General features: G+C 74.6%; 24 protein-coding genes and 1 tRNA gene. 16 read left to right on the top strand and 9 right to left on the bottom strand.

What is annotated here, in order from left to right:
• Window positions 1-9: 9 nt before the first annotated feature.
• Window positions 10-92: transfer RNA gene (locus V1J52_RS14470), tRNA-Leu, on the top strand.
• A gap of 189 nt (window positions 93-281) precedes the next feature.
• Here the strand turns inward: V1J52_RS14470 and V1J52_RS14465 are convergent.
• Window positions 282-950 carry a choice-of-anchor C family protein gene (locus tag V1J52_RS14465; protein WP_330140190.1) on the bottom strand — a complete coding sequence of 223 codons (669 nt, stop codon included), beginning with the start codon at window positions 948-950 and terminating at the stop codon, window positions 282-284.
• Between the two features lie 227 nt (window positions 951-1,177).
• Window positions 1,178-2,209, bottom strand: a complete 1,032-nt coding sequence (locus tag V1J52_RS14460; protein WP_330140189.1) for an SGNH/GDSL hydrolase family protein — start codon at window positions 2,207-2,209, stop codon at window positions 1,178-1,180.
• Window positions 2,210-2,384: 175 nt separating this feature from the next.
• On the opposite strand from V1J52_RS14460, the gene V1J52_RS14455 reads away from it, so the two are divergent.
• Both V1J52_RS14455 and V1J52_RS14450 read left to right on the top strand, forming a co-directional pair.
• Window positions 2,385-3,776, top strand: a complete 1,392-nt coding sequence (locus V1J52_RS14455) for a cystathionine beta-synthase (RefSeq protein ID WP_330140188.1) — start codon at window positions 2,385-2,387, stop codon at window positions 3,774-3,776.
• A 167-nt stretch (window positions 3,777-3,943) separates the two neighbouring features.
• On the top strand, window positions 3,944-5,374 hold the full coding sequence (locus tag V1J52_RS14450) for a serine hydrolase domain-containing protein (protein ID WP_330140187.1): 1,431 nt from the start codon (window positions 3,944-3,946) through the stop codon (window positions 5,372-5,374).
• 341 nt (window positions 5,375-5,715) lie between these two features.
• On the opposite strand, the gene V1J52_RS14445 is transcribed toward V1J52_RS14450, so the two are convergent.
• Window positions 5,716-6,117: a hypothetical protein gene (locus tag V1J52_RS14445; RefSeq protein WP_330140186.1), complete on the bottom strand. Its 402-nt coding sequence runs from the start codon at window positions 6,115-6,117 to the stop codon at window positions 5,716-5,718.
• 151 nt (window positions 6,118-6,268) lie between these two features.
• Between V1J52_RS14445 and V1J52_RS14440 the strand changes: the two genes are divergently transcribed.
• Complete coding sequence (locus tag V1J52_RS14440; protein WP_330140567.1) at window positions 6,269-7,111, top strand: MurR/RpiR family transcriptional regulator; 843 nt, start codon at window positions 6,269-6,271, stop codon at window positions 7,109-7,111.
• 120 nt (window positions 7,112-7,231) lie between these two features.
• Here the strand turns inward: V1J52_RS14440 and V1J52_RS14435 are convergent, their stop codons facing one another.
• The gene (locus V1J52_RS14435) at window positions 7,232-7,549 is read right to left on the bottom strand and encodes a hypothetical protein (protein WP_330140185.1); all 318 of its coding nucleotides are present in this window, start codon (window positions 7,547-7,549) and stop codon (window positions 7,232-7,234) included.
• Window positions 7,550-7,646: 97 nt separating this feature from the next.
• On the opposite strand from V1J52_RS14435, the gene V1J52_RS14430 reads away from it, so the two are divergent.
• The gene (locus tag V1J52_RS14430; protein ID WP_330140184.1) at window positions 7,647-7,880 is read left to right on the top strand and encodes a DUF4287 domain-containing protein; all 234 of its coding nucleotides are present in this window, start codon (window positions 7,647-7,649) and stop codon (window positions 7,878-7,880) included.
• 108 nt (window positions 7,881-7,988) lie between these two features.
• Here the strand turns inward: V1J52_RS14430 and V1J52_RS14425 are convergent, their stop codons facing one another.
• The gene (locus V1J52_RS14425; RefSeq protein ID WP_330140183.1) at window positions 7,989-8,849 is read right to left on the bottom strand and encodes a Bax inhibitor-1/YccA family membrane protein; all 861 of its coding nucleotides are present in this window, start codon (window positions 8,847-8,849) and stop codon (window positions 7,989-7,991) included.
• 316 nt (window positions 8,850-9,165) lie between these two features.
• Here V1J52_RS14425 and V1J52_RS14420 point away from each other — a divergent pair, with 316 nt between their 5' ends.
• Together V1J52_RS14420 and V1J52_RS14415 are read left to right on the top strand one after the other, a co-directional pair.
• Entirely contained in the window at window positions 9,166-10,386 is a 1,221-nt protein-coding gene (locus V1J52_RS14420) for an acetyl-CoA C-acetyltransferase (protein ID WP_330140182.1), read from the top strand.
• A 485-nt stretch (window positions 10,387-10,871) separates the two neighbouring features.
• Window positions 10,872-11,858, top strand: a complete 987-nt coding sequence (locus tag V1J52_RS14415) for a hypothetical protein (RefSeq protein ID WP_330140181.1) — start codon at window positions 10,872-10,874, stop codon at window positions 11,856-11,858.
• Window positions 11,859-11,949: 91 nt separating this feature from the next.
• Here V1J52_RS14415 and V1J52_RS14410 read toward each other — a convergent pair whose 3' ends face one another.
• Window positions 11,950-13,437, bottom strand: coding sequence for a type III PLP-dependent enzyme domain-containing protein (locus V1J52_RS14410; protein ID WP_330140180.1), 1,488 nt, complete (start codon window positions 13,435-13,437; stop codon window positions 11,950-11,952).
• Between the two features lie 120 nt (window positions 13,438-13,557).
• Between V1J52_RS14410 and hutU the strand changes: the two genes are divergently transcribed.
• The 5 genes from hutU (at window position 13,558) to V1J52_RS14385 (ending at window position 19,905) form a co-directional block, all read left to right on the top strand.
• Window positions 13,558-15,273: a urocanate hydratase gene (gene hutU, locus V1J52_RS14405; protein WP_330140179.1), complete on the top strand. Its 1,716-nt coding sequence runs from the start codon at window positions 13,558-13,560 to the stop codon at window positions 15,271-15,273.
• A gap of 20 nt (window positions 15,274-15,293) precedes the next feature.
• Window positions 15,294-16,481, top strand: coding sequence for an allantoate amidohydrolase (locus tag V1J52_RS14400; protein WP_330140566.1), 1,188 nt, complete (start codon window positions 15,294-15,296; stop codon window positions 16,479-16,481).
• Entirely contained in the window at window positions 16,472-17,809 is a 1,338-nt protein-coding gene (locus tag V1J52_RS14395) for a formimidoylglutamate deiminase (RefSeq protein WP_330140178.1), read from the top strand. Before V1J52_RS14400 ends, V1J52_RS14395 begins: the two co-directional genes overlap by 10 nt.
• Window positions 17,810-17,996: 187 nt before the next feature.
• Entirely contained in the window at window positions 17,997-19,193 is a 1,197-nt protein-coding gene (gene hutI, locus V1J52_RS14390) for an imidazolonepropionase (RefSeq protein WP_330140177.1), read from the top strand.
• A gap of 103 nt (window positions 19,194-19,296) precedes the next feature.
• Window positions 19,297-19,905, top strand: a complete 609-nt coding sequence (locus V1J52_RS14385) for a TIGR03086 family metal-binding protein (RefSeq protein ID WP_330140176.1) — start codon at window positions 19,297-19,299, stop codon at window positions 19,903-19,905.
• Between the two features lie 134 nt (window positions 19,906-20,039).
• On the opposite strand, the gene V1J52_RS14380 is transcribed toward V1J52_RS14385, so the two are convergent.
• On the bottom strand, window positions 20,040-21,023 hold the full coding sequence (locus tag V1J52_RS14380; protein ID WP_330140175.1) for an RNA polymerase sigma factor SigF: 984 nt from the start codon (window positions 21,021-21,023) through the stop codon (window positions 20,040-20,042).
• 269 nt (window positions 21,024-21,292) lie between these two features.
• On the opposite strand from V1J52_RS14380, the gene V1J52_RS14375 reads away from it, so the two are divergent.
• Together V1J52_RS14375 and V1J52_RS14370 are read left to right on the top strand one after the other, a co-directional pair.
• Window positions 21,293-21,676: an STAS domain-containing protein gene (locus tag V1J52_RS14375; protein WP_330140174.1), complete on the top strand. Its 384-nt coding sequence runs from the start codon at window positions 21,293-21,295 to the stop codon at window positions 21,674-21,676.
• Window positions 21,677-21,852: 176 nt separating this feature from the next.
• Window positions 21,853-22,359, top strand: a complete 507-nt coding sequence (locus V1J52_RS14370; RefSeq protein WP_330140173.1) for an ATP-binding protein — start codon at window positions 21,853-21,855, stop codon at window positions 22,357-22,359.
• Window positions 22,360-22,565: 206 nt separating this feature from the next.
• Here V1J52_RS14370 and V1J52_RS14365 read toward each other — a convergent pair whose 3' ends face one another.
• Window positions 22,566-24,065, bottom strand: coding sequence for a peptide MFS transporter (locus V1J52_RS14365; RefSeq protein WP_330140172.1), 1,500 nt, complete (start codon window positions 24,063-24,065; stop codon window positions 22,566-22,568).
• 398 nt (window positions 24,066-24,463) lie between these two features.
• Between V1J52_RS14365 and V1J52_RS14360 the strand changes: the two genes are divergently transcribed.
• Complete coding sequence (locus V1J52_RS14360; RefSeq protein WP_330140171.1) at window positions 24,464-25,141, top strand: response regulator transcription factor; 678 nt, start codon at window positions 24,464-24,466, stop codon at window positions 25,139-25,141.
• Window positions 25,142-25,153: 12 nt separating this feature from the next.
• Complete coding sequence (locus V1J52_RS14355) at window positions 25,154-26,413, top strand: sensor histidine kinase (RefSeq protein WP_330140170.1); 1,260 nt, start codon at window positions 25,154-25,156, stop codon at window positions 26,411-26,413.
• On the opposite strand, the gene V1J52_RS14350 is transcribed toward V1J52_RS14355, so the two are convergent.
• The gene (locus V1J52_RS14350) at window positions 26,342-26,848 is read right to left on the bottom strand and encodes a GtrA family protein (RefSeq protein WP_330140169.1); all 507 of its coding nucleotides are present in this window, start codon (window positions 26,846-26,848) and stop codon (window positions 26,342-26,344) included. The genes V1J52_RS14355 and V1J52_RS14350 overlap by 72 nt on opposite strands.
• Window positions 26,849-26,866: the final 18 nt, after the last annotated feature.

Below are 26,866 nucleotides of genomic sequence, written 5' to 3'. Positions count from 1 at the left end.
GAAGCCGGTGCCCGGATGGTGGAATGCAGACACGACGAGCTTAAACCTCGTTGGCCTCGTGGGCCGTGCCGGTTCGAATCCGGCTCCGGGCACACCGGCTCGCAGCCGGTGACCTGCGGAAACGCGCCGTTGTCAAGGACAGCGGCATCCTCGTGGGCGCACCGTGGGCGCACCGCCCCTCATGGCCCGCATCAGCGTTCCGCACCATGACGTCCCGCACCGACGGCGCGGGGCGCCGCGTCGACTGGAGGGGAGCCCCGGCGTGGCCGGGGCTCCAGGGCTCAGCGGCCGCAGCAGGAGTGGCAGCCGCGGACGGCCACGTCGTCGATGACCGGTCCGTGGGCACCGGGGACGCCGCTGGCGAACGTCAGCGTCGTGGTGTCGGCGGTGGCCACGAACACCAGGTGCCGCTTGACGTAGCCCATGTCGGCGCGGGTCTTCCCGGTGGAGTCGAACGAGAAGTCCTGGAAGTTCTGACCGTCCACCAGGACCCGGCCCGTCTTCACGGCGGGGCCGCCCTCCGGGTTGGCGGCGAGCGCGTACGTGACCGTGTACGTCTGGTCCGGCTTGGTCTTGAACGTCTGGGTCACGGCTCCGGCCCGGGTCGCGTTGAGGTCGACGGACTGGCCGCCCTCGGCCGCCTCCCAGAAGCCGGCGCCGATCAGGTCCACCGCTCCGCCGGTGACCTGCCACGGGCCGATGGACTGACCCGCCGTGACCGTCGTGAACGAGTTCGCCGGGGCGGTCGGGTACTCGAAGCTCCCGTCATCGATCCGGTTGGCCGCGCTGGCCGACGCGGACGTGTGCTCGGACGTGTGGTCGGTCGCGCGCTCGGACGTGCGGTCGGTCGTGCCGGGGCCGCCGTCCGGCGCGGCCGCAGCGGTGCCGGAGCCGACGGCGAACAGGCAGGCCGCGATGATCGCGGTGAAGCGGGTGCGTAAGGCCACCATGAGGTCCTTCCGTGAAGGTCGAGGATCGGGTGGGACACGGCGAAGTCTCCGGCCGCGGACGCACCCGGGCAATGCTCCGGCGTCGGCGCGCGGGGGTGGAGGGAAGGCTCGCGGGAACACCGCGCGCCACCCCCGCGCGTCAACGCGCGCGTACGATTCGCGCCACGTGCCGCCCGTCCGCCGCCGCGCCGCCAGGCCCGGGCCCCTGGTGGGCACCGGCGTTCCGGTCAGCCGTCGGGGTGACCGGAGCCGGGGGAGGCGGACCGTGCGGCGCCGGCCGGGGCCGGGTCCTCGGCGGGCAGGCGCCGGCGGCGGCGGTGACGCAGCAGCGCCCAGGGGCCGCGGACGGCGGTGACCTCGGTGCCGCCCTCGGACGCCGCCCTGGCGGCGGCGTAGGCCACCGGCAGCAGCCCCTCGCGCCGCGCCGCGTCCGGCCGCTCCTCCGCCTCCGGCCACAGGCCGAGCGCGCCGCACACCGTGGGCAGGACGGCCATCGCCGCCGTGGCGTAGCCCTCGGCGGACGGGTGGTAGTGGTCGGGGCCGAACAGCTCACGCGGGTTGGCCGCGAACTCCGGGCCCAGGAGGTCGCCCAGGGAGACCGTGCGGCCCCCCTGGGCGACCACCGCGATCGTCTGGGCCGCCGCCAGGTGCCGGCTCAGGCGGCGGGCGAGCCAGCGCAGGGGCTGGCCCATCGGCTCCACCGAGCCCAGGTCCGGGCAGGTACCCACGACGACCTCGCTCCCGGCCGCGCACAGCCGCGTGACGGCCTCGCCCAGGTACCGCACCGACCGGCTCGGCGCCATCCGCTCCGTGACGTCGTTGGCGCCGATCATCACCACGCACACGTCCGGGACGTGGTCGGCGTCGGCGAGCAGGAGCGTCACCTGGCGGTCCAGGTCGTCCGAGCACGCGCCGGGCAGTGCCACGTTCCGCAGCCGCACCGGACGTTCGGCCACCGCCGCGAGGCCCGAGGCGACCAGCGCGGCAGGCGTCTGCCGGGCGCGGTGCACGCCCTGCCCGGCCGCCGTCGAGTCGCCCAGGAAGGCCAGCCGCAGCGGCTTCCCGCCCCGGTGCCCGAAGACCGCGCCGTACAGTCCCTCGGCGCGCGGCGGCACGTCGTCCGAACCGCCGACCTTCCGCCGCGTCAGGTGCACTTCCGTGACGAGCAGCCCCAGCGCCGCGCCGCCCAGCAGTCCGATCCCGCCCCCGCCGTACGCCGCGGCCGCCGCGATCCGCCGTGCCACCCTCGCTCTCGACATCGCCCCCGCCTTCCCGTCTCCCCTGCGGCCCGACCGTACCCGTGTCTACCGTTGTGTCTGCCCCACTGCGGGCGCGCTGCAACACCGGGTGACCTGCGGCGCGGGCGCGCGGCGCGCAATAGGCTTCTGTCCCGGGACCGCGACCGCGGTCGCCCCTGCCGATGCGGAGACCACAGTGCAGTATCACGAGTCGATGATCGAGCTTGTCGGCAACACCCCGCTGGTCAAGCTGAACAACGTCACCTCCTCCTCCGGGGCCACCGTCCTGGCGAAGGTGGAGTACTTCAACCCCGGCGGTTCGGTGAAGGACCGGATCGCCGTCCGCATGATCGAGGCGGCCGAGCGCTCCGGCGAACTGCGTCCCGGGGGCGTGATCGTGGAGCCGACCTCCGGCAACACGGGCGTGGGCCTGGCCATCGTCGCCCAGCAGAAGGGGTACCGCTGCGTCTTCGTCTGCCCGGACAAGGTGTCCACGGACAAGATCAACGTGCTGCGCGCCTACGGCGCCGAGGTCGTCGTCTGCCCGACGGCGGTGGCCCCGGAGCACCCGGACTCCTACTACAACGTCTCCGACCGGCTCGTGCGCGAGACGCCGGACGCCTGGAAGCCGGACCAGTACAGCAACGCCGCCAACCCGCGCTCGCACTACGAGACGACCGGTCCCGAGCTGTGGGAGCAGACCGGCGGCCGCATCACCCACTTCGTCGCGGGCATCGGCACGGGCGGCACGATCTCCGGCACCGGGCGGTACCTGAAGGAGGTCTCCGACGGGCGGGTGCAGATCGTCGGCGCGGACCCCGAGGGCTCGGTGTACTCCGGCGGCTCGGGCCGCCCCTACCTGGTCGAGGGCGTCGGCGAGGACTTCTGGCCCACCGCCTACGACCCCAAGGTGGTGGACGAGATCCTCGCCGTCTCCGACAAGGACTCGTTCCAGATGACGCGCCGCCTCGCCCGGGAGGAGGGCCTGCTCGTCGGCGGCTCCTGCGGCATGGCCGTCGTCGCCGCGCTGCGCGTGGCCGAGCGGCTCACGCCGCAGGACGTCGTCGTGGTCGTCCTCCCCGACGGCGGGCGCGGCTACCTGTCGAAGATCTTCAGCGACGACTGGATGGGCCAGCACGGGTTCAGCGACCGGTCCATCGCCGAGCCCACGGCCGGTGACGTGCTGGCGCAGAAGACGGACGGCATCCCGCACTTCGTCCACGTGCACCCCTCCGAGACCGTGGGCGACGCGATCACGATCCTGCGGGAGTACGGGGTGTCGCAGATGCCGGTGGTGGCACCGGGCGCGGGGCACCCCGACGTGATGGCCGGTGAGGTGATCGGGGCCGTGGAGGAGCGCGTGCTGCTGCACGCCCTGTACGCCGATCACGCCGGGCCGGACGACCGGCTGGAGAGCCACATGAGCGCGCCGCTGCCGGTCGTCGGCTCCGGAGAGCCGGTGGGGAAGATGGTGACCGCGCTCGAAGGACGGGACGCGGTGGTGGTCCTGGTGGACGGCAAGCCCACCGGGATCGTCACGCGCCAGGACGTCCTGGCCTTCCTGTCCGAGAACGGCAGCGCGCAGTAGTTTCCCGCGTAGCACCGACGGCGAACCCCGCCCCGTCCCGGCGCGGGCGGGCCGGTCGCCTTCGCCTTCGTCCGTCCGGACGCGGCCCGGGACCGCGGGCGCGACTCAGGTCTGAGCCGATCAGATAATCGCTGGGGCCCGGCAGCGCCTTCGTATACCGTGCCCGGATGGCTTCCCGGCGTACCCTCCTGCCGCGCTCGGCGCCGGCCGCCTCGGGGATCTCGTCCCGTTCGGTGGCCGCGCTGCTGGACCGGCTCGAAGCGCGGTCCGTCGAGTGCCACTCCCTCATGGTCGTCCGCCGCGGTCACGTCGTCGCCGAGGGCTGGTGGGCGCCGTACTCGGCCGGGCGCCCGCACCTCCTCTACTCGCTGACCAAGTCGTTCACCTCGGTCGCCGTGGGGCTCGCGGTCGCCGACGGGCTGCTCGCGCCGGACGACCGGGTCGTGGACGTGCTGCCCGACCACGTCCCGGCCGGCCTCCCGGAACAGGGACGCCGCCTCACCGTGCACCACCTGCTGTCCATGACGGCCGGACACCGTACGGACAGCCTCGCCGAGGCATGGCAGCGGGAACCGGGCGACCTGGTGAAGGGCTTCCTGCGCGTACCGTTCCCCGAGCCCGAGGGAACACGGCACGCCTACGACAATCCGACCACCTTCGTCCTGGCCCGGATGGTGGAACGGGTCACGGGCCGAGGCCTGGCGGAACTGCTGGACGAGCGCCTCTTCACGCCGATGGGCGTCGACCACGCCGAATGGGACCGGGTGGCGAGCGGCGCCGTCTTCGGATTCCACGGACTGCACCTCACGACCGAGGCCGTCGCCGCCTTCGGCGAACTGCTGCTGCGCGGAGGTCTGTGGAACGGCCGGCGGCTCGTCCCGCGCGAGTGGGTGGAGCTGGCGACCAGACGGCACATCGGCACCCGGCAGATCGACGACTGGTCGAAGAACCCCGACGCGCTGTGCGGGTACGGCTACCAGTTCTGGATGTCGCAGCACGGCTACCGCGGCGAGGGCGCCTACGGCCAGCTGTGCGTGGTCGTCCCGTCGCACGAGCTCGTGGTCGCCGTGACCGGCGCCGTCCCGCAGGCGGAGGCGGTGCTCGGCCCCTTGTGGGAGTGCCTGCTGCCGGGCCTGGACCAGGCGGGAAGCACCCGGGACGACGAGATCCTCGCCGGCCGGCTGCGGCGGCTGTCGCTGGAGCCGGTACCGGGTTCGGCCGCCCCGGAGCGTTCCGCCACGGCGAGGCTCGACGCCTCCGTCGCGGATTCCGCCCTGCCGGAGGGGACCACGGTGACGGTCGATCCCGTGGACGACGGATGGCTCCTGCGACTCGGGCCGTCCCTCACCATCGAGGCCGGTCACGGCACGTGGCGGGAAAGCGCGCCGCTCGGCCGCCCCGTCGTCGCGGCCGGCGCCTGGCAGGGCGACACGTTCACCGCCGACCTCTACGTCATCACCACACCGCACCGGGTCCGGCTGTCGGTCGACGCCGGTACGGGGACCGCGACGGCGACGTGGAACGTCGTGCCCCTGACCAGCCCGAGTCTGGCGCTGCATCTGCGGGCACCGCTGATGACACGTCCCGACGTCGCGTAAGCGACGCGCGCGCCGAAGCGAGCCCGCGTGCACCGGTGTCCGGCGCGTGGTCGTGCGCCTGGGGCCTGGAGCGCGTGTCGCGCGCGAGGGCGGCGTGGGACGGGAAACGTCATGGGGCGGCAAAGCGGGGTTAACAACGGGGCGGCACCGTAGGGGGTGCCGGCAGCGACGCCGGCAGCGGCGGCACCACGGACCTCCGGAGCGGCTCCCGGAACTCCATGGCCGCCCGGCGCGGAGCCGGTCCTGACCCGGCCGCGTCGTCGCGGGGACCGCCGTCGTCCCGTCCCCGGTGGTGACACCGGGGTGCGGCGGTCCCCGCCGGAGCGCTCCGGGGCGGCCGGTCAGTCGCGCCGGTGCCCCCAGCCGAGGCGTCCCGCCGAGTGGACGGCGTTCACACCGACGATGCCCAGCCACACCAGCAGGACGCCGAACACGTTCGTCTCCTGGGAGACGATCGCGGTCAGCGGGACGGACAGCACGAGGGAGACCACGGCGAGTCCGAGGACGGCCGCGCTGGTCGGTGGCGCCTCCGGACGGCGGCCGGACGGCGCCTCCCGGGACGTGCTGAGCTGCTCCTCCGCGATGCGGCGGCGCACCCGCGTCTCCACCAGCGCGTCGAGTCGCTGGTCCATCTTCCCCAGGAAGGAGTCGATCAGCTCGTCCTCGTATTCGGGGCCCAGTTCCTTGCGGGTCTGCAGGGTGGCGTCGAGTTCCCGCTTCAGCTCGGGGTCTGCGGCGTTCATGCGGCTGACGGTAGGCGGGGGCGGCTCTCCGCGCACGGGGGGTAACCCCCGGACTTGCCTGTCTGCATAACGTCATGCAGAGTCGGTGATCCCTGAATGACCCGGACGGGCGCGACGATCCGGGGACCAGCGCGGAGGGCAGGTGGACGCCATGGGCGGCGCGGCGGCGCGGCTGCAGAAGCTGTTCGAGGGGCACCGGCTGACGCCCACCCAGCGCCGCATCGCGCAGTGCCTGGTGCGCCGGGCGGACGAGGCCCCCTACTTGTCCAGTGTGGAGCTGGCGGAGCTGGCCGGGGTGAGCCAGCCCTCGGTGACCCGCTTCGCCGTCGCCCTCGGCTTCGACGGCTACCCGGCGCTGCGCCGCCACCTGCGCGAGGCGCCCGGCGGACCGGGTGGTGCGGTCGGCGCGCGGGACACCGCCAACGCCTACCAGCAGGCCGTCGAGGAGGAGATCGGCAATCTGCGGCTGCTGGCCGCCCAGCTCGCCGACCACGGGCCCGTCCTGCGGGCCGCCGCGCTGCTGGCCGCCTCCCGGCCGCTGCCGGTGCTGGGGCTGCGCGCCGCTTCGGCCCAGGCGCGCGGCTTCGCCTACTTCGCCGCGAAGGTCCACCCGGACGTGCGGCTGCTGGACGAGGGCGGCACGATGCTCACGGACCGCATCGACGCCGCCGCCCGCGCCGGGGCCACCGCGCTGCTGTGCTTCGCGCTGCCCCGGCACCCCCGCGAGGTCGTCGCGGCGCTGGACCACGCCCGTGCGGCCGGGCTGCGCGTCGTCACCGTGGCCGACAGCGCGTTCACGCCCGTCGCCCGCCCCGAGGACGTCCTGCTGCCCGCCGCCGTCGGCACGGGCCTGGTGTTCGACACCGCCTGCGCGCCGATGCTGCTGGGACGGGTGCTGCTGGAGGCCATGTGCGACGAGCTGCCGGAGGCCCAGGCCCGGCTGGAGGAGTTCGACTCCCGCGCCGCCGAGCGCGGCCTGTTCCTGCCCGGCTGAGCCGCCAATCCCGGGCGGGACGGGTCCGGGGGGGGCCGGGCCGGTGGGGGCGCCGTGGTTCCGGGCCGGTGGGACACCGCCTCCCGTCCAGCGGCACGGCCGCAGCGGGGAGCGCCGGGGTCAGCGCACCGCCCGGGCCGCCCGGTCCACGCGGTCCAGCGCCTCGTCCAGCTCGCGCGCGGTGCCCGACGTGCGCAGGGCCTCGGCCAGGTCGTTGCCCGCGACGGCCACCTGGTCCCCGGCCGCGAAGAGGCCCGCGTCCGGCATCTCCCTCGGCGGACGGTCCGGCTCCTCCAGGCGCTGCGCCCGGTCGGCCAGCTCCCGGGCCAGTTCCAGCGCGACGGCCGCCGCGCCGCGCCGCAGAGCGCTCTGGGGCATCGCGCGCAGCCGTCCGGCCAGCGCGTCGACGGCGGTCAGCAGTGGATTCACATCGAGCACGCGGCAAGCCTATGCGCCCCCGCGTGCGCTGTTGCCAACGTCTGCTCGCTGCGGCACGGTGTCACGAAGGGCTCAGCGAACGCGTCCGGAGGCGCCGATGTCCCACGTCTTCTCCGAGGAGACCCATCAGAAGCTGCTCTCCCGCATCCCGGAGTGCACGGGCCGCGAGCTGGGTGACTGGCTCCGGACCGTCGATGACGGCCCCGCCTTCTTCCGCTTCGAGGACCGGGTCAACTGGCTGTGCGGGGAGCACCACCTCTCCTACGGCCACGCCAAGGCCATAGTGCTTGAGTACGATCTGCGGCGCGGGCGCGCCGCCCGCAAGTTCTGACAGCCGTTCGGAGACGGACAGCCGCCCGGACACGTGGGAAGGGCCCGCGAGGCGTACCTCGCGGGCCCTTCGGGTGCCACAGCGGCTCCGGAGCCGGAGCCGGGCGGTTCAGTCGCTGCTGTTCAGGATCCAGGCCAGGCGCAGGAACTCGAAGTAGATCCAGGCCAGCGTCATGGTCAGGCCGAACGCGGCGAGCCAGGACTCCTCGCGCGGCGCGCCGTAGGCGATGCCGTCCTCGACCTGCTTGAAGTCCAGGGCCAGGAACAGCGACGCGATGAGCACACCGGCGACGCCCATGAGGATGCCGATGGTGCCGGTGCGGAAGCCGAAGCCGTCCCCGGCGCCGAACAGCGCGAAACCGAGGTTGACCAGGCACAGCAGGCCGTAGCCGATGCCCGCCGCGATGGCGAACCGGGCGAACCGGGCGTTGACGCGGATGATCCGCGACTTGTACAGGAACAGCACCGCGGCGAAGACCGCCATGGTGCCGATCACCGCCTGCATCGCGGCGCCCGGCGCCCACTGGTTGACGTAGTTGCTCATCGCGCCCAGGAAGACGCCCTCGAACACCGCGTAGGCGATGATCAGCGGCGGGGACGCCTTGGCCTTGAACGACTGCCACAGACCCAGGCCGAAGGCGACGAGCATGGCGACGAACGCGACGCCCACGGGCAGGTCGGTGATCCAGGCGACGGTCGCCGCAGCGATGACCGTACCCAGGGTGATGGCGGTGCGGGAGACGACGTCGTCCATCGTCATGCGGTCGGCCTGCGGCGGGGCGGCGGGCGGGAAGCCCTGCGTGCCCTGCTGCGGCTGCGCGTACGGGTTGCCGGCCTGGGGCTGCGCGTACGGGCTGCCCGCGGGAACGCCCTGAGCGTACGGGTTCCCGGCCTGCGGCTGACCGGCGAAGCCGGCGTTGCCGTCCCGACTGAACCCCCGTCGCGAGAAGACCGGGTTGCTGCTCCTCATCTCACTCCTCCATGGCCGCACGGCACGGCCTCTTCGACCAGAGTAATGGTTCGGCAAAAGCCGCACGCTAGTCCACCGTGACAACGCGCGAAAGACGCGGGATTGTTCCGCGTCCGTGACGGTGGCCGCGCGTCGCGGTGGTGACGTGCGCACCTTGTGGGTACAGCTGTCCGGGTACGTGCCCCGGCGCGTGGCCGTCGCGGGTGACGCCTGACGTTCCGCTGCGAGCGGTGTCACACGCCGTGAGCCGTGACCTTGGCCCTACGCGCCGGTAGCTTCCCTCACAGTCCTGCCGCGCCGTCTTCCTGGAGCCGTGATGCCTGAAGCAGTCATCGTTTCCGCCGCCCGCTCGCCCATCGGACGCGCCTTCAAGGGGTCGCTCAAGGACGTCCGGCCGGACGATCTGACGGCCGAGATCGTCCGGGCGGCCCTCGCCAAGGTGCCGCAGCTCGACCCGCGCGACATCGACGACCTGATGCTCGGCTGCGGCCTTCCCGGTGGCGAGCAGGGCCACAACCTCGGCCGCGTCGTCGCCGTGCAGCTCGGCATGGACCACCTGCCCGGCTGCACCGTGACCCGCTACTGCTCCTCCTCCCTCCAGACCACGCGGATGGCGCTGCACGCCATCAAGGCGGGCGAGGGGGACGTGTTCATCTCGGCGGGTGTCGAGACGGTCTCGCGCAGCGTGAAGGGCAGCTCCGACGGGCTCCCTGACACGCACAACCCGCTGTTCGCCGACGCGGAGGCCCGCACCGCCGCCCGCGCCGAGCAGAGCGGCACCGGCTGGAGTGACCCGCGCGAGGCGGGCGAGCTGCCGGACGTCTACATCGCCATGGGCCAGACGGCGGAGAACCTGGCCCGGGTCAAGGGGGTGACGCGCCGGGAGATGGACGAGTTCGGCGTCCGCTCGCAGAACCTCGCCGAGAAGGCCATCGCCGACGGGTTCTGGGACCGCGAGATCACTCCGGTCACCACGCCCGACGGCACGGTCGTCAGCAAGGACGACGGCCCGCGCCCCGGCGTCACCCTGGAGGGCGTCGAGGGGCTGAAGCCGGTCTTCCGCCCCGACGGCCTGGTGACGGCGGGCAACTGCTGCGCGCTGAACGACGGTGCCGCCGCGCTGGTGATCATGTCCGACACGAAGGCGCGGGAGCTGGGCCTCACGCCGCTGGCCCGCGTCGTCTCCACCGGCGTCTCCGGGCTGTCCCCGGAGATCATGGGCTACGGCCCGGTCGAGGCGAGCAAGCAGGCGCTCGCCCGCGCGGGCCTGTCCGTCGGGGACATCGACCTGGTGGAGATCAACGAGGCGTTCGCCGCCCAGGTGATCCCGTCCTACCAGGACCTCGGCATCGACCTGGACCGGCTCAACGTCAACGGCGGCGCCATCGCCGTCGGCCACCCCTTCGGCATGACCGGCGCCCGCATCACCACGACGCTGATCAACTCCCTCCAGTGGCACGACAAGCAGTTCGGCCTGGAGACGATGTGCGTGGGCGGCGGCCAGGGAATGGCCATGGTCATCGAGCGGCTGAGCTGAGCCGCAGCGGACGGTAGGGCCGTCCCGAGGAACGAGGGCGGGCCTGCCGGTAGCGGAGGTGAAGCGGCGCGCGGAATGAGATGTGTGCGGCTGAGCTGAGCCGCAGCGGACGGTAGGGCCGCCCCGAGGAACGAGGGCGGGCCTGCCGGTAGCGGAGGTGAAGCGGTGCGCGGCGTGGGGTGTGTGCGGCTGAGCTGAGCCGCGGCGGGCGGTAGGGCCCCGAGGGTTGGCCGGTCCGGTGGCGGTGGCACAGGTTCCGTTTTGTGCCGTCGTGGCGCGTAGATGCGGCGTCGAGACCGAAGCGCCCCCAGGATGTGATGTTTGTCCTGGGGGCGCTGTCTTTTCCCAGCTCAGGGCCTTCGTGCACTGCTCCGCAAGGAGGGCGGCATGCGCGTTATGTGATGTTATCCGCTGTGCTTATGGGGCTCAGGCGGTAAAGCTGAGGTAGGAATTCAGGGGGCTGTAGCCGACTCGGGAGTACGTCAGTGATCGTCATATCCCTCATCCTGCTGCTGGCCGCCGTGGTCGTCGCGGCGCTGAGCGGGGCCGCGCTGTACGCCGTGCGGGGGCTGCGCCGCGAGGTCGCCGGGCTGCGCGCCGACCTGGCGGCGGGCGTCCGGGCCGCGGACGCCGTGGTGCCCGGCGCCCGGTCCGTGCCCGCGCGGGAGGAGCTGCGGGCCGCCGTGAGTGACGCCCTCGCTGCCGAGCGGGAGCGCGAACTCGCCGAGGCGCGGGCCTTCTGGGCCGCGCAGGAGGCGCATAACGGGGGCGGGGACGCCCAGGCGCCGTACGCGCCGCACTCCGACTACGCGGTGGACGCCGTGGACGCCGCGCTCCTGGACGCGCTCCTGGACGAGGTGACCGCGCCGGTGGAGTCCGCTCCGGTTCTCCCGCGCCAGCCGGACCGGGAGACCCCCCGGGAGCCCGGCGCCGCCCCCGAGGCGCCGCACGCCGGGGCGGAGCCGGGCGACGCCCCGCAGGACGGTGGCGAGCGGGCCGACGTGCCCCGGGGCGGCACCGGGGCCGGGCAGGACGACGCCGCGGCGGCCCGCGCCGCCGCGGAGGCGGCCGGACGGGCCGCTGCCCGCCGCCGCCACCCGTCCGACCCGCACCACACGCTCACCGGCGAGCCCGTCGTTCCCGGGCAGGGCCGCGCCGGGCGCGAGGGCGCGGAGGAGGGCGAGCGCACGGTGGCCCGGCTGGCGGCGGTGGCCGAGGCCGGGACGGAGCTGGCCGACGTGCGGCCGGGCCCGCTCGGCACGCTGGACGTGTACGTGTTCGCCGACGGCACCACGGTGTGCCTCTCGCCCGGCCACCGGGACACCGCCGAGCGGCTGGCCGAGTCGCTGCGGCGGGGGCGTCCGCCGGTCCTGCTCGGCGGCTCGGGGATCTCCGGCGGCTACGCCCTGACGTTCTCCTGCGGGAACGAGACGGTGTACGTGCTCGCGGACCGGGTCATCGCCTCGCTGTGACCTGAGCCCACCGCGCCGCCCACCGGCGCCCACCGCCGCCGGACGCCGCCCGCCGTCACGCCCGCGCTGTGCCCGCCGCCGTCCGGCGGCGTCAGCCCAGTTCCGTCAGCGCGTCCCGCTGCCCGCCACCGGACTCGGCGACGACCCCGGCGAGCGTCTGGGGCGCGCGCACGGTGGTGAAGCGCACGCCCTCCGGCCCCGCCCGGAAGCCGTACACCCCCGGGCGGGGCAGGCTGTTGTACCCGAAGGGCGTGGAGGCGTAGTACGCGCCGGTGTCCAGCAGGGCCACCAGATCGCCGGTGTCCAGCGGCGGCAGTTCCCGCCCGACGGCCACCAGGTCGCCCGCGAAGCAGCAGGGCCCGGCGACGTCCTGCCGCACGCCCCGCCCCGCCTTCGGGCGGCCCCGCCCGTCGTACGCGGCCACCCGCAGCGGCCAGGACTGCGGGGCGAAGACGGTGCGCACGGCCACCTGCGCCCCGGCGTGGGTGACGGCGATGCGCCGCCCGCCCGCCTCCTTGGCGTACTCCACCCGGGCCAGCACCGCGCCCGCCTTGGCCAGCAGGGCGCGGCCGAACTCGGTGACGAGCCCGTACCGCCCGTCGAACAGGCCGGGGACGCGGTCGCGCAGCAGCCGCGCGTACGCGGCGAACGTCGGCCGGGTCTCGTCCGAGCCGAAGTTGACCGGAAGGCCGCCGCCGATGTCCACGGTGTCCACCTGCCGCCGTCCGGCGGCGGCGTTGATCTCCTCCGCCAGGGCGTGGGCGGCGGCGACACCGTCGGCCATCAGCTCCAGCGGCACGCCCTGCGAGCCGGTGTGCACGTGCAGCCGGGTGAGCCAGGGGCGCTGGGCGTAGGCGCGCAGCACCCAGGCGCGGGCGCCCTCGTCGCGCAGGGCCACGCCGAACTTGGAGGTGGACGTCGCGGTGCTCATCGCGTCGATCGACCCGGCGCCGAGCTGAGGGTTGACGCGGAGCCCGACGGGCGCGCCGGGCCCGGCGGGTCCGACGAGGGCGTCCAGGCGGCGCAGTTCCTCCGGGTTGTCGGCGTTGAGGGGGACCCCGAGGGCCAGCGCCTCGCGCAGTTCGGCCGTCGTCTTGGCGGGGGAGTCCAGCACCGTCCGTTCCGGCGGGACCCCGGCGGCGCGGGCGAGCGCCAGCTCTCCGGGGCTGGCCACCTCGCAGCCGAGTCCGGCGTCGGCGAGCAGCCGCAGGACGGGCACGAGTGAGGCGGCCTTGACCGCGAAGGCGTGCAGCACGGGCTGTCCGGGGGCGGTCACCTCCGCGAAGGCGGTGTGCAGGGCGGCGGCGGCCCCGCGCACGGCGTCCACGTCCAGCAGGGCCGCGACGGGCCGCTCCTCGGTGACGAGCCCGCGCGCGACGGCGGCGCGCACGGCCGCGTCGCGCCGGGCGGCGGCGTCCGGCGGCGCGGCCCCACCGGGTTCGGCCCCACCGGGCGGGGTTCCGTCCGGCGCGGCGGCCTCCGGCGCGGCGTCCCGGACCGGGTCCGCGCCGGGCCGGGCTTCCGGGCGGGCGTCCCGGCGGTTCCCCGCCGGCGGTTCCTCACGGCTGTCGGCGTCCATGGCGGCCAGCCAAGCACGGGAGGGCGGTCCGGCGCACGGGAGGCTGTTGACTAGCTCTATTCAGTCCGTACAGTGTCTGAATAGATCGTTCCCACTGACGCGGCACGGGAGGCACGGACCATGGCGGACCACGCAGGACACCCCGGACGCCCACCACACCACGCGCGGTCCGCGGCCGGGCCGCGCACGGTCCGCGCCCCGCGCGGCAGCACGCTCAGCGCCCGGGGCTGGCCGCAGGAGGCCGCCCTGCGGATGCTCCAGAACAACCTGGACCCCGAGGTCGCCGAGCACCCCGACCGCCTCGTCGTCTACGGCGGCACCGGCAAGGCCGCCCGCGACTGGCCGTCCTTCGAGGCGATGGTGCGCACCCTGCGCACACTCAAGGCCGACGAGACGATGCTCGTCCAGTCCGGCCGCCCGGTCGGCGTCATGACGACCCACGAGTGGGCCCCGCGCGTGCTCATCGCCAACTCCAACCTGGTGGGGGACTGGGCCACCTGGGAGGAGTTCCGCCGCCTGGAGCAGCTCGGCCTCACCATGTACGGGCAGATGACGGCCGGTTCGTGGATCTACATCGGCACCCAGGGCATCCTCCAGGGCACCTACGAGACGTTCGCGGCCGTCGCCGCCAAACGCTTCGGCGGCTCCCTCGCCGGAACGCTCACCCTCACCGCCGGGCTCGGCGGCATGGGCGGCGCCCAGCCGCTGGCCGTCACGATGAACGGCGGCGCCGTCCTGTGCGTGGACTGCGACCCCCGCGCCATCGACCGCCGCATCGAGCACGGCTACCTCGACGTGCGCGCCGACTCCCTCGACCACGCCCTGGAGCTGGCCACCGCCGCCCGCGACGAGCGCCGTGCGCTGTCGGTCGGCGTGCTCGGCAACGCCGCCGAGGTGGTGCCGAGGCTGCTGGCCTCGGGCGCGCCCGTCGACATCGTCACCGACCAGACCAGCGCCCACGACCCGCTCGCCTACCTCCCGCTCGGCGTGGACTTCGCCGACATGGCCGCCTACGCCGCCGAGAAGCCCGCCGACTTCACCGCACGCGCCCGCGAGTCCATGGCACGGCACGTGGAGGCGATGGTCGGCTTCCACGAAGCGGGCGCGGAGGTCTTCGACTACGGCAACTCCCTGCGCGGCGAGGCCAGGCTCGCCGGCTACGGCAGGGCCTTCGACTACCCCGGCTTCGTCCCCGCCTACATCCGCCCGCTGTTCTGCGAGGGCAAGGGCCCCTTCCGCTGGGCGGCCCTCAGCGGCGACCCGAAGGACATCCACGCCACCGACCGCGCCGTCCTCGGCCTCTTCCCCGACAACGAGCCGCTGGCCCGCTGGATCAGGCTGGCCGGGGAGCGGGTGCGCTTCCAGGGCCTGCCCGCGCGCATCTGCTGGCTCGGCCAGGGGGAGCGGGACCGGGCGGGGGAGCGGTTCAACGACATGGTCGCCTCCGGCGAGCTGTCCGCGCCCGTCGTCATCGGCCGCGACCACCTGGACTGCGGCTCGGTCGCCTCCCCCTACCGCGAGACGGAGGCCATGCGCGACGGCTCCGACGCCATCGCGGACTGGCCGCTGCTCAACGCCATGGTCAACGTCGCCTCCGGCGCCTCCTGGGTGTCGCTGCACCACGGCGGCGGCGTCGGCATGGGCCGTTCGCTGCACGCCGGGCAGGTCACGGTGGCCGACGGCACCCCGCTGGCGGGCGAGAAGATCCGCCGGGTCCTCACCAACGACCCGGGCATGGGCGTCATCCGGCACGTGGACGCCGGGTACGAGGAGGCCGAGGCCGTCGCCGCCGCGCGCGGCGTGCGCGTCCCCATGCGCGAGGACGGCCCCGCGTGAGCCCGTCCGGCTTCCACACGATGTGGCGGGACCTGGCCGCGATCGGCCGCCACCGCGGCACTGGCGGCTACCGCCGCCACGCCTGGACGGCCGCCGACGCCGACTGCCGCGCCTGGTTCCGCGCCGAGGCCGCCGCCCGGGGGCTGGCCTGCGAGAGCGACCGCAACGGCAACCAGTGGGCCTGGCTGGGCGACCCGGCGGCGGGCGACGCCGTCGTCACCGGCTCCCACCTGGACTCCGTTCCCGACGGCGGCGCGTTCGACGGCCCGCTCGGCGTCGTCTCCGCCTTCGCGGCCCTGGACGAACTGCGCGGGCGGGGAGCGCGGCTGCTCCGGCCGCTCGCGGTGGTCAACTTCGCCGACGAGGAGGGCGCCCGCTTCGGCGTGGCCTGCACCGGCTCCCGGCTCAGCGCGGGCACGCTCGCGCCGCGCGCCGCGCGGGAGCTGCGCGACGCCGACGGCACCACCCTGGCCGACGCCATGGCGGCCGCCGGGCACGACCCGCAGGCCATCGGCCCGGATCCGGAACGGCTCGCCCGCGTCGGGGCGTTCGTGGAACTGCACGTCGAGCAGGGCCGGGCGCTGGACGCCACCGGGCACCCCGTCGGCGTCGCCTCCGCGATCTGGCCGCACGGCCGCTGGCGGTTCGACTTCCACGGCGAGGCCAACCACGCCGGGACGACGCGTCTGGCCGACCGCCGCGACCCCATGCTCACCTACGCCCGCACCGTCCTGGACGCCCGCGCCCGCGCGGAGGCGGCCGGGGCGCTGGCCACCTTCGGGAAGGTCGCCGTGGACCCGAACGGCGTCAACGCCATCGCCTCGCGGGTGCGGGCCTGGCTGGACTCCCGGGCCGCCGACGAGCGCACGCTCGACGCCGTGGTCGCCGCCGTCGAGCGGGCCGCCACCGGGCACGGGGAGCGCGAGGGGGTGCGGGTGGAGGTCACCCGCGAGTCCTTCACCCCGGTGGTCACGTTCGCCGGCGCCCTGCGCGACCGCGTCGCGGCCCGCCTCGGCGGCGTCCCCGTCCTGCCCACCGGCGCCGGGCACGACGCGGGCGTCCTCGCCGCCGCCGTGCCCACGGCCATGCTGTTCGTGCGCAACCCCACCGGCGTGTCCCACTCCCCGGCGGAACACGCCGCCGAGGACGACTGTGCCGCCGGGGTCGCCGCGCTCGCCGATGTTCTGGAGGACCTCGCGTGTCCGTGACGTACTGGGCCGAACACGCCTGGCTGGACGACGGCCGCCCGCACCCGGGCGTGGCCGTCGACACCGCGGGCGGCCGGATCACCGCCGTCCGCCGGGACGTGCCCGCGCCGCCGCCGGGCGCCGAGGTGCTGCGCGGCCTCACCCTGCCCGGACTGGCCAACGCCCACAGCCACGCCTTCCACCGGGCGCTGCGCGGCACCACCCAGGCGGGCACCGGCGACTTCTGGACCTGGCGGGAGACGATGTACGGGGTCGCCGAGCGCCTCACCCCCGACGGCTACCACGCGCTCGCCCGCGCCGCCTACGCCGAGATGGCCCTCGCGGGCATCACCTGCGTCGGCGAGTTCCACTACCTGCACCACGGCCCCGGCGGCACCCGCTACGCCGACCCCAACGCCATGGGGCAGGCGCTCGTCGCCGCAGCCGCCGACGCGGGCGTCCGCCTCACCCTGCTCGACACCTGCTACCTCTCCGCCGGGTTCGGCGCCCCGCCGGGCCGGGCGCAGCTCCGCTTCTCCGACGGCGACGCCGACGCCTGGGCCGAGCGGGCGGACGCGCTGCGGCCGGACGCCACCACCCGGGTGGGCGCGGCCGTGCACTCCGTGCGGGCCGTCCCCGCGCGGGCGCTCCCCACGGTGCGCCGCTGGGCCGCCGACCGGGACGCGCCGCTGCACGTCCACCTCTCCGAGCAGCCCGCCGAGAACGACGCCTGCCACGCCGCGTACGGCCGTACCCCCGCCCGGCTGCTCGCCGACCACGGCGTGCTCGGCCCCCGCACGACGGCCGTGCACGCCACCCACCTCACCGAGGCGGACGTGGCGCTGCTCGGCGGCACCGGGACGGGCGTGTGCATGTGCCCGACCACCGAACGCGACCTGGCCGACGGCATCGGCCCGGCCGCGGCGCTCCAGCGCGCGGGCAGCCCGCTGTCGCTGGGCAGCGACAGCCACGCCGTCGTGGACCTGCTGGAGGAGGCCCGCGCCCTGGAGCTGGACGAGCGGCTGCGCACCCGCACCCGGGGCCACTGGACGGCCGCCGCGCTGCTCACCGCCGCCACGGCGGCCGGGCACGCCGCGCTGGGCTGGCCGGAGGCGGGCCGGATCGCCCCGGGGGCGCTCGCCGACCTGACGACGGTCGCCCTGGACTCCGTCCGCACGGCCGGTCCGCCGCCCGGGCTCGCCGCCGAGGCCGCCGTGTTCGCCGCGACGGCGGCGGACGTGCGGCACACGGTCGTCGGCGGCCGGACGGTGGTGCGGGACGGCGCGCACACGCTGGTGCCCGACCCGGCGGCGGAGCTGGCCCGCGCGATCGCCGCCGTCACGGCGTGAGCCCGCCCGGCACGGGACGCGCCGCGCCCGCCGCCGGCACGGCGCTCCCCGCCTCCGCCGGCGGGGAGCCGGAACGCCGGCGCCTGGCCGGATCCGCCGCTTCCCGGGGCGTGCGCGTGGCACGGTGTGTGCGCCGCCGTCCGGTGCGCGGCACACCGCCGTCGTCACCCCGAGGAGAGGACCACCCGTGACCGAGCCCACCCCGTCGGCCCCCGCCACGCTGCTCCGCAACATCGGCACCCTGGTGACCTGCGACCCCGCGCTCGGCGAGGGCCCGCTCGGCGTCATCCGGCAGGCCGCCGTCGTCCTGTGGGGCGAGCGGGTCGTGTGGGCCGGGACCGACGGCTCGGCCCCGGCCGCCGACACCGTGTACGACGCGCAGGGCCGCGCGGTCGTCCCCGGGTTCGTGGACTCCCACTCCCACCTGCTGTTCGCCGGTGACCGCACCGAGGAGTTCGACGCCCGCATGGCGGGCCGCCCCTACACGGCCGGCGGCATCCGCACCACGGTGGCCGCCACCCGGGCGGCGAGCGACGCCGAACTCGCCGCCACCCTCGACCGGTACGTGCGCGAGGCGCTGAGCCAGGGCACCACCACGCTGGAGACCAAGTCCGGCTACGGGCTGACCCCGCACGACGAGGCGCGGGCGCTGCGCGTCGCCGCCGCCCGCCTGGAGGAGGTCACCTATCTCGGTGCCCACGTCGCGGCGCCCGAGTACGCCGACGACGTCGCCGGGTACGTCGAGCAGGTCACCGGGCCGATGCTGGACGCCTGCGCCCCGCATGCCCGCTGGGTGGACGTCTTCTGCGAGCGCGGCGCCTTCGACGGCGACCAGGCGCGGGCCGTGCTGACGGCGGGCATGGCGCGCGGCCTGTTCCCGCGCGTGCACGCCAACCAGCTCGGCCCCGGGCCGGGCGTGCGGCTCGCCGTCGAGCTGGGCGCCGCGTCGGCGGACCACTGCACCCACCTCACCGACGCGGACGTGGCGGCGCTGGCCGAGGGGGACACCGTCGCCACGCTGCTGCCGGGCTGCGAGTTCTCCACCCGCTCGCCCTACCCGGACGCGCGGCGGCTGCTGGACGCGGGCGTCACCGTCGCCCTGTCCACGGACTGCAATCCCGGCTCGTCCTTCACCAGCTCCATGCCGTTCTGCGTGGCAGTGGCGGTGCGCGAGATGGGCATGACGCCCGACGAGGCGCTGTGGTCCGCGACGGCCGGCGGCGCCGCCGCGCTGCGCCGCGACGACATCGGCCGCCTCACCCCGGGGGCCCGCGCCGACCTGGCCGTCCTGGACGCCCCCAGCCACGTCCACCTCGCCTACCGGCCCGGGGTGCCGCTGGTGCGGGACGTCTGGTCGCGCGGCGTGCACGCCTGGCACCGATGAGTTCCCGGCACCGCGGGTGTCTGTCCCGGTGCCGGCGCACGAGGCGTCCGGCGTGCGACGACCACACGCGAGGAGTGGCCATGCCCGCGCGAGGAGTGCCGAGATGAGTCCGCCACCCGACGGGACGGAGCTGCTGGAACGCGCCATCGGCTACGCCCTGGGCGCCGTCGGCGAGCTGCCGCCCGGGGCGCTGGCCCGCCCGACGCCCTGCGCGGGCTGGGATCTGCGCACGCTGCTGCGCCACCTCAACGAGTCCCTGGCCGCGCTGCGGGAGGGCGTGGACACCGGACGCGTCGGGCTCGCGCCCGGCGCGGAGGACGCCGCCACCGCCGCTGATCCGGCGGACGCCTTCCGGGGGGCCGCCTCCCGGCTGCTGGCCGCCTGGAGCGCGGCGGACCGCGCCCGCCGCGCCGTGGCGGTGGGCGGCTGCCCGCTGACCACGTCGGTGGTGACGAGCGCCGGGGCGCTGGAGATCGCCGTGCACGGCTGGGACGTCCACCGGGCGGCCGGGCGGCCGGACCGCCCCGTCCCCGACGGCCTCGCGGACGAGCTGCTGCGCGTGGCGCCCCGGCTCGTCCCCGTGCCGGACGCCCGTGCCCCGCTGTTCGCGGCGCCGGTCGCGGTGCCGCCGTCCGCGCGTCCCGGGGACCGCCTGGTGGCCTTCCTGGGCCGGGACCCGGCCCGCGCCCCGGCCGTCCGTCCGGCGCCCTGACGCGGGGGCCGGGGCCCGCCGGGGCCGCGTCGGCGCCCGGGAGCCTTCCGGGCGCCGGGAACGGCGAAGGGGCCGCCCGGACGCATCCGTCCGGACGACCCCTACGGGGCAGACGCGGGCCTGCCCTGGAACGCTCACTCCTCGACCATCAGCCCCTTGCGGAGCTTGCCGAGGGTGCGGGAGAGCAGCCGGGAGACGTGCATCTGGGAGATGCCCAGCTCCTCGCCGATCTCGGACTGCGTCATGTTCGCCACGAAGCGCAGCGACAGGATCTGCCGGTCCCGCTGGGGCAGCTCGGCGATCATCGGCTTGAGCGACTCGATGTACTCGATGCCCTCCAGGCCGTCGTCCTCGTAGCCGAGCCGGTCCGCGAGGGCGCCCTCGGTCTCGTCCTCCTCGGGCTGGGCGTCCAGGGAGCTGGCGGTGTAGGCGTTGCTCGCCGCCATGCCCTCGACGACCTCCTCCCGGGAGAGGTCCAGGCGGTCGGCCAGTTCGGCGACGGTCGGGGCGCGGTCCAGCTTCTGGGCCAGCTCGTCACCGGCCTTGGCCAGGTCGAGCCGCAGCTCCTGGAGGCGGCGCGGGACCCGCACCGACCAGGACGTGTCGCGGAAGAAGCGCTTGACCTCGCCGATGATCGTCGGCATGGCGAAGGTGGGGAACTCGACGCCCCGGCCCATCTCGAAGCGGTCGATCGCCTTGATGAGGCCGATCGTGCCGACCTGGACGATGTCCTCCATGGGCTCGCTGCGCGAGCGGAAGCGGGAGGCGGCGAACTTGACCAGGGCCAGGTTCAGCTCCACCAGGGTGTTGCGGACGTAGGCGTGCTCGTACGTGCCCTCTTCCAGGTTCTCCAGGCGCTCGAACAGCGTCTTGGACAGGGCACGCGCGTCCAGCGGCCCCACCTCGCCGTAGGGGGGGATCGCGGGGAACTCGGCGAGCTGGCCGTCGAGGTCTTCCAGCGCCGGATCGCCAGGTGTGGCGGCGAAAACTTCGGGCAGGATGGTCGACGGCGCGGTCAGCGCGGCCTCCCGAGTGACGGGATCACCGTCGTTGACGGCGTCGACGTCCTCGTAAGGGGTGCTGCGCTCGGCGCGCACCTCGTCGAGTTGGGGTGACATGGTGTGTCCTCCATTGTTGACCGGCGTATGGCTGCCGGAGCCGTGACGTGCACTGCGAGGTGCGGCGCCTCCATGGCCGACGTGTCTTGCGGATTACCTCTTAGGCGTATCGGGTGCGGCAGCGATATGGCAAGTGCGCTATGTCCGGTTTTCCACGCTTGGCGGCTTTGTGCGGGTGTCGGAAAGGGGCGTCAAGGCGTAGGGTTCTAGGCTGCGGACGCGGCGAGCCCGCGGCGCTGCACGGGCGGGGGAAAGCGGAAGAGGTGTCCATGGACCGCGGAATGCCCGGGGTGGAGAGCAGGTACGGGCGGCTGGTGGTCGGCGTGCGCCGGGACGGCGCGACGGCGGTGCTGAGCCCGGAAGGTGAGCTTGACCACCACACCGCCCCGCTGTTGCGTACCCCACTGGAGGAAAGCCTTGACGAGGGCTGCCACCGTCTCGTCGTCGACTGCTCGGGGCTGGATTTCTGCGACTCCACCGGTCTCAACGTCCTCCTCACGGCCCGGCTGCGCGCGGAGGCCGCCGGCGGCGCCGTGCACCTCGCCGCGATGCGGCCCGCGGTCGCCCGGGTCTTCGAGATCACCGGGGCGGGCACCGTCTTCTCCCTGCACGACGACCTGGACCACGCCCTCGCAGAGCTGTCCGGCCGCTGATGCGGGTGTACCTTCCGATGAGCGCGTTACCCGCGTCACGGCGACCCGGCACAATCAAGGGGTGTTCCCAGCCCCGGTACGGGCAGGAGACCATCTGTATATGTCGGTGGCCGTTCCCCGCGCGGGGCGCGAACGGTGAGATGACCAACTCCGTGAACCGGTGAGGTGAAGCACTGATGAGCACCACCCGGCCCTCCCCGGCGGGCGGCCTCGGCCCGGAGCCGGAGGAGGCGCCAGCGCCCGTCGCGGCGTCGGCCGGCCAGGTGCGGGAGCTGCACCAGGTTCGCCGACTGCGGCTCGTCGGAGTGAGCGGCGCGGTGCAGCGCTCGCGCGACTTCACCCGGACGGCCCTGAACGACTGGGGCTGGCTCCCCGCCGTCGAGGCGGACCAGCGGGCCGCCGCCGAGGACGTCCTGCTGGTCGTCTCGGAGCTGGTCACCAACGCCTGCCTGCACGCGGGAGGACCGCAGGAACTGCGCCTGGCGTACGGCCCCCGCTCCCTGCGCGTGGAGGTCCTGGACGCGGGCGCGGGGGAACCGGCGCCGCGCTCCCCGCACCGCGCGGGACGTCCCGGGGGGCACGGCATGTTCATCGTGGAGCGGCTCTGCCTCGACTGGGGCGTCGCCCACGCCCCCGAGGGCTCCGGGAAGGCCGTCTGGGCCGAACTGGCCAACGCCCGCTGAACCCACACACCCCGCCCAGAGCCACCCTCCGGACTCTCCGGCCCGCCGCCTGACCGCGCGCGGGCCCCCTCCCGGTACGCCCGGCGCCCGGCGTACCCGGCCCCGGTGCCCCGGCCCCCGGAGCCTCACCCCGGCCCCCGGCACGGGAGACGCCCCGGCCGGTTCCCCGGCCGGGGCGTCTCCCGTGCGGCGGCGCGGCGCGGGCGCTACCGCACGTCGCCCATCAGCACGCGCAGCTTCCGGGAGCCCGCCATGAACGCCAGGCCCGCCGCCACCGCGACGACCGCCCACATCCCGTAGTACAGCGTGTCGCCCAGCGGCCCGTTCAGCCGCGTCACCCAGCCGTTGAGCGCGTTGCCGGTGGCCGTCGCCAGGAACCACAGGCCCATGATCTGGCTGACGAACTCCTTGGGCGCCAGCTTCGTGGACAGCGACAGGCCCACCGGCGACAGGCACATCTCGCCGAGGGTCTGTACGAGGTAGACGCCCAGCAGCCAGAACACCGTCACCTGGCCGGTGTCGCTGCTCGCGGCGGCCGCGCCCGCCAGGCCCATGAGCCCGAAGGAGCCGCCGATCAGCAGCATCGCCAGACCGAACTTCACCGGCGTGCTCGGCTCCCTCTCCCGCCGGGCGAGCCTGACCCACAGCGCCGCGAAGAGCGGCGCCAGGATGATCACGTACGTCGGGTTCACGGACTGGAACCAGGAGGCCGGGAACTCCCAGCCGCCGATGGAGCGGTCGGTCTTCTGGTCGGCGAAGATCGTCAGCAGCGAGCCGGACTGGTCGTAGATCATCCAGAACAGCACGGCGGTGACGAAGAACCAGGCGAAGGCCACGACCTTCGGCCGCTCCCGCGCCGTCAGGTTCGGGCTGCGGAACATCGTCCAGAAGTAGCCGACCGGCACCACGATGCCGAGGACGGCCAGCACGTTGACGATGTGCTCGACGGTGAACGTGCCGAGCGCCAGGTCGAGCAGCAGGGCCGCGACCGCGAGGCCGCTCCACAGCAGCACCCGGTTGAGCACCCGTCGCCTCTCCTCGGCCGAGGCCGGGTTCGTCGGGTGGCGGCCGACGTCCCCGAGGTGCTTGCCGCCCAGCACGTACTGGATGACGGCCAGCGTCATGCCGACGCCGGCGACGCCGAAGCCCAGGTGCCAGTTCACCTTCTGGCCCAGCGAGCCGACGATCAGCGGCGCGGCCAGGGCGCCGATGTTGATCGACATGTAGAACAGCGTGAAACCGGCGTCCCTGCGCGCGCTGGACTGGCCCTCGTAGAGCCCGCCGACCATGGCGGAGATGTTCGGCTTCAGCAGGCCGGTCCCGATGGCGATCAGGCCCAGCCCGACGAAGAACGTCGCGTTGTTCGGGACCGCCAGGACGTAGTGGCCCGCGGCGATGACGATGCCGCCGACGAGGACGGCCTTGCGGGCGCCCCAGAGCCGGTCGGCCACCCAGCCGCCGGGCATGGAGGTCATGTAGACGACGGCGTTGTAGACGCCGTAGATCGCGGCGGCGAGCGTCTCGCGGTCCTCCAGGGGCCCGTCCAGGACCCCGGCGATCAGGTAGAGGACGAGGATGGCGCGCATTCCGTACCAGGAGAAGCGCTCCCACATCTCCGTCAGGAAGAGCGTGGCCATCCCGCGCGGGTGGCCGAAGAAGGTGTTGCCGCCGGAGGGGGCGCGGCCCTTCGACATGCTGGACGCCATGAGGGGGGTTCCTTCGGGTTCGGGACGCGACGCGGGGTGGGCGCGCGCCCGGACGGGGGGTGGCGCGGGCCGGTGGCGCCGGTCCGCGCGGATGGTTCTCGGAGAATGGCCCGGCGGGCGGCCCGCGGTCGTGCCGCCGGGCCGCGGTGTGCCGGGGACCCCTGGCTCCCCCGGAGGGAAGCGAGCACACCCTACGCCACGCCGACACGCCCATCGAAGACGGATGAGGCGTGGAACACAGGTAAAATCCTCTTTACCTCTGGCATTCCCAGGTGATCGTTCGATCCGGCCGACGCTCTGCGGACTAGACCAAAGACGGTTCGATGGCGCGCCGCGGCGCTCGCCCACCGCTCCGAACAGCGGTCCCGGCGTTCGCCCGGCGGGACTACCATCGGGCCATGACCCGAGTACTGCTCGCCGAGGATGACGCGTCCATCTCCGAGCCGCTCGCCCGCGCGCTGCGCCGCGAAGGGTACGAGGTCGAGGTGCGCCAGGACGGCCCCGGCGCGCTCGACGCCGGCCTCCACGGAGAGATCGACCTCGTCGTCCTCGACCTCGGCCTGCCGGGCATGGACGGGCTCGAGGTCTGCCGCAGACTCCGCACCGACGGCCACGCCTTCCCCGTCCTGGTGCTCACCGCCCGCGCCGACGAGGTCGACACCGTCGTCGGCCTCGACGCCGGCGCCGACGACTACGTCACCAAGCCCTTCCGCCTCGCCGAGCTGCTCGCCCGCGTCCGGGCGCTGCTGCGGCGCGGCACCACCGAGGCGCAGCCCCCGGCGGCGACCCACGGCGTGCGCATCGACGTCGAGTCGCACCGGGCCTGGATCGGGGACGACGAGCTCCAGCTCACCGCCAAGGAGTTCGACCTGCTGCGGGTCCTCGTGCGGGACGCCGGCCGGGTCGTCACCCGCGACCAGCTCATGCGCGAGGTCTGGGACACCACCTGGTGGTCGTCCACCAAGACGCTCGACATGCACATCTCCTGGCTCCGCAAGAAGCTCGGCGACGACGCGGGCAACCCGCGCTACATCTCCACCGTGCGCGGCGTCGGCTTCCGCTTCGAGAAGAACTAGCGCCGCCGTCCGATGCGCCGCCGCCTGATCAACTCCACGCTCGCCGTGGTGCTCGTCGTCGTCGCCGTCTTCGGGTCCTCGCTGGTCATCGTGGAGACGCAGGCCATCGAGAAGAGCGTCCACGAGACGACGCAGTCCGAGGCCGCCCGGCTCGTGGCCGTCGTGGAGGCCAGGATCGCCGCGGGCGAGCAGGTCACCGGGCGCACCATGCGCAGCGCGGTGCCCGCCGACCGGTACGTGAGCATCGAACTCCCCGGGCAGCCGCCGATCGCCCTGGGGGAGCGGCCCCAGGGCGGGACGATCGAGGGCCGGGCCAAGGGCGGCAACGGCGAGGTCGTCACCGTGCGGCAGCCGCGCAGCGCGGTCAGCGACGAGGTCGGCCGCATCCTCATGCTCATCATCGCGGTGGCGCTGCTGACCGTCTTCGCCGCCGCCCTGCTGGCCGTCCGCCAGGCCCGCCGCGTCGCCGCCCCGCTCACCGACCTGGCCGAGACCGCCGAACGCCTCGGGTCCGGCGACCCCCGCCCCCGGCACCGGCGCTACGGGGTCCCCGAGCTGGACCGGGTCGCGGACGTCCTGGACTCCAGTGCCGAGCGGATCGCGCGCATGCTCACCGCCGAGCGGCGGCTGGCGGCGGACGCCTCCCACCAGCTCCGCACCCCGCTGACGGCGCTGTCCATGCGGCTGGAGGAGATCGTCGCCACCGCCGACAGCGACCCGGACTCCGTGCGGGAGGAGGCCGCCATCGCGCTGGCGCAGGTCGAGCGGCTGACCGACGTCGTCGAACGGCTGCTCACCAACAGCCGCGACCCGCGCTCCACCTCGGCCGTCGGCTTCGACCTGGACGAGGTGGTGCTCCAGCAGGTCGAGGAGTGGCGCCCCGCCTACCGGGGCGCGGGCCGGGCCGTCGTCCACTCCGGCAAGGCCGGGCTGCGCGCCGTCGGCACCCCGGGCGCGGTGGCCACCGTGCTGGCGACGCTGGTGGAGAACTCCCTCGTGCACGGCGACGGCACCGTCGCCCTGCGCACCCGCGTGGCGGGCAACCAGGTCGTCGTGGAGGTCACCGACGAGGGGCCGGGGGTGGACCCGGAACTCGGCTCGCGGGTCTTCGAGCGGACGGTGAGCGGACGCAACTCCACCGGGCTCGGGCTCGCCGTCGCCCGGGACCTGGCCGAGGCGGACGGCGGACGGCTGGAGCTGCTACAGCAGTACCCGCCGGTGTTCGCGCTCTTCCTCAGCCGTGAGGTCGTCGCCGCCCCGGCCACGGGCTGACGGAGCCTTCCGGAACACCCACGTCCGGTAGGACCAGAACCGGAACGCCGTCGCCACCCCCATGCCGACGACGTTCTTGGCGATGTTGTCCGCCAGCGACGAGGTGAACCCGAAGCCGTAGTGCGACAGCGCCAGCGCACCGTTCTCGATCACCATGCCGACCCCGCTGAACAGCAGGAACAGCGTCAGCTCGCGGCGTATCCTGCGCTTGTCGCTGTGCTGGTACGTCCAGTACCGGTTGCCCACGTAGTTGGTGCAGACCGCCGCCGACACGGCGATCACCCCCGAGCGCACCGGCGCCAGCCCGAAGGTGTGGATGCAGAGGTTGAACACCGAGACGTTCACCAGGAACCCGAACGCGCCGACCGTCCCGAACTTCCCCAGCTCCCGCAGGAGCCGCCGGAGCCGCACGGACAGTGCGAGACGTCCGCTCATCGTGATCTTCATCGCCCC

This window comes from Streptomyces solitudinis, from assembly GCF_036323765.1.
In the GTDB taxonomy this organism is placed as follows: domain Bacteria; phylum Actinomycetota; class Actinomycetes; order Streptomycetales; family Streptomycetaceae; genus Streptomyces.
This window is presented reverse-complemented; position numbering and strand designations above follow the sequence as displayed.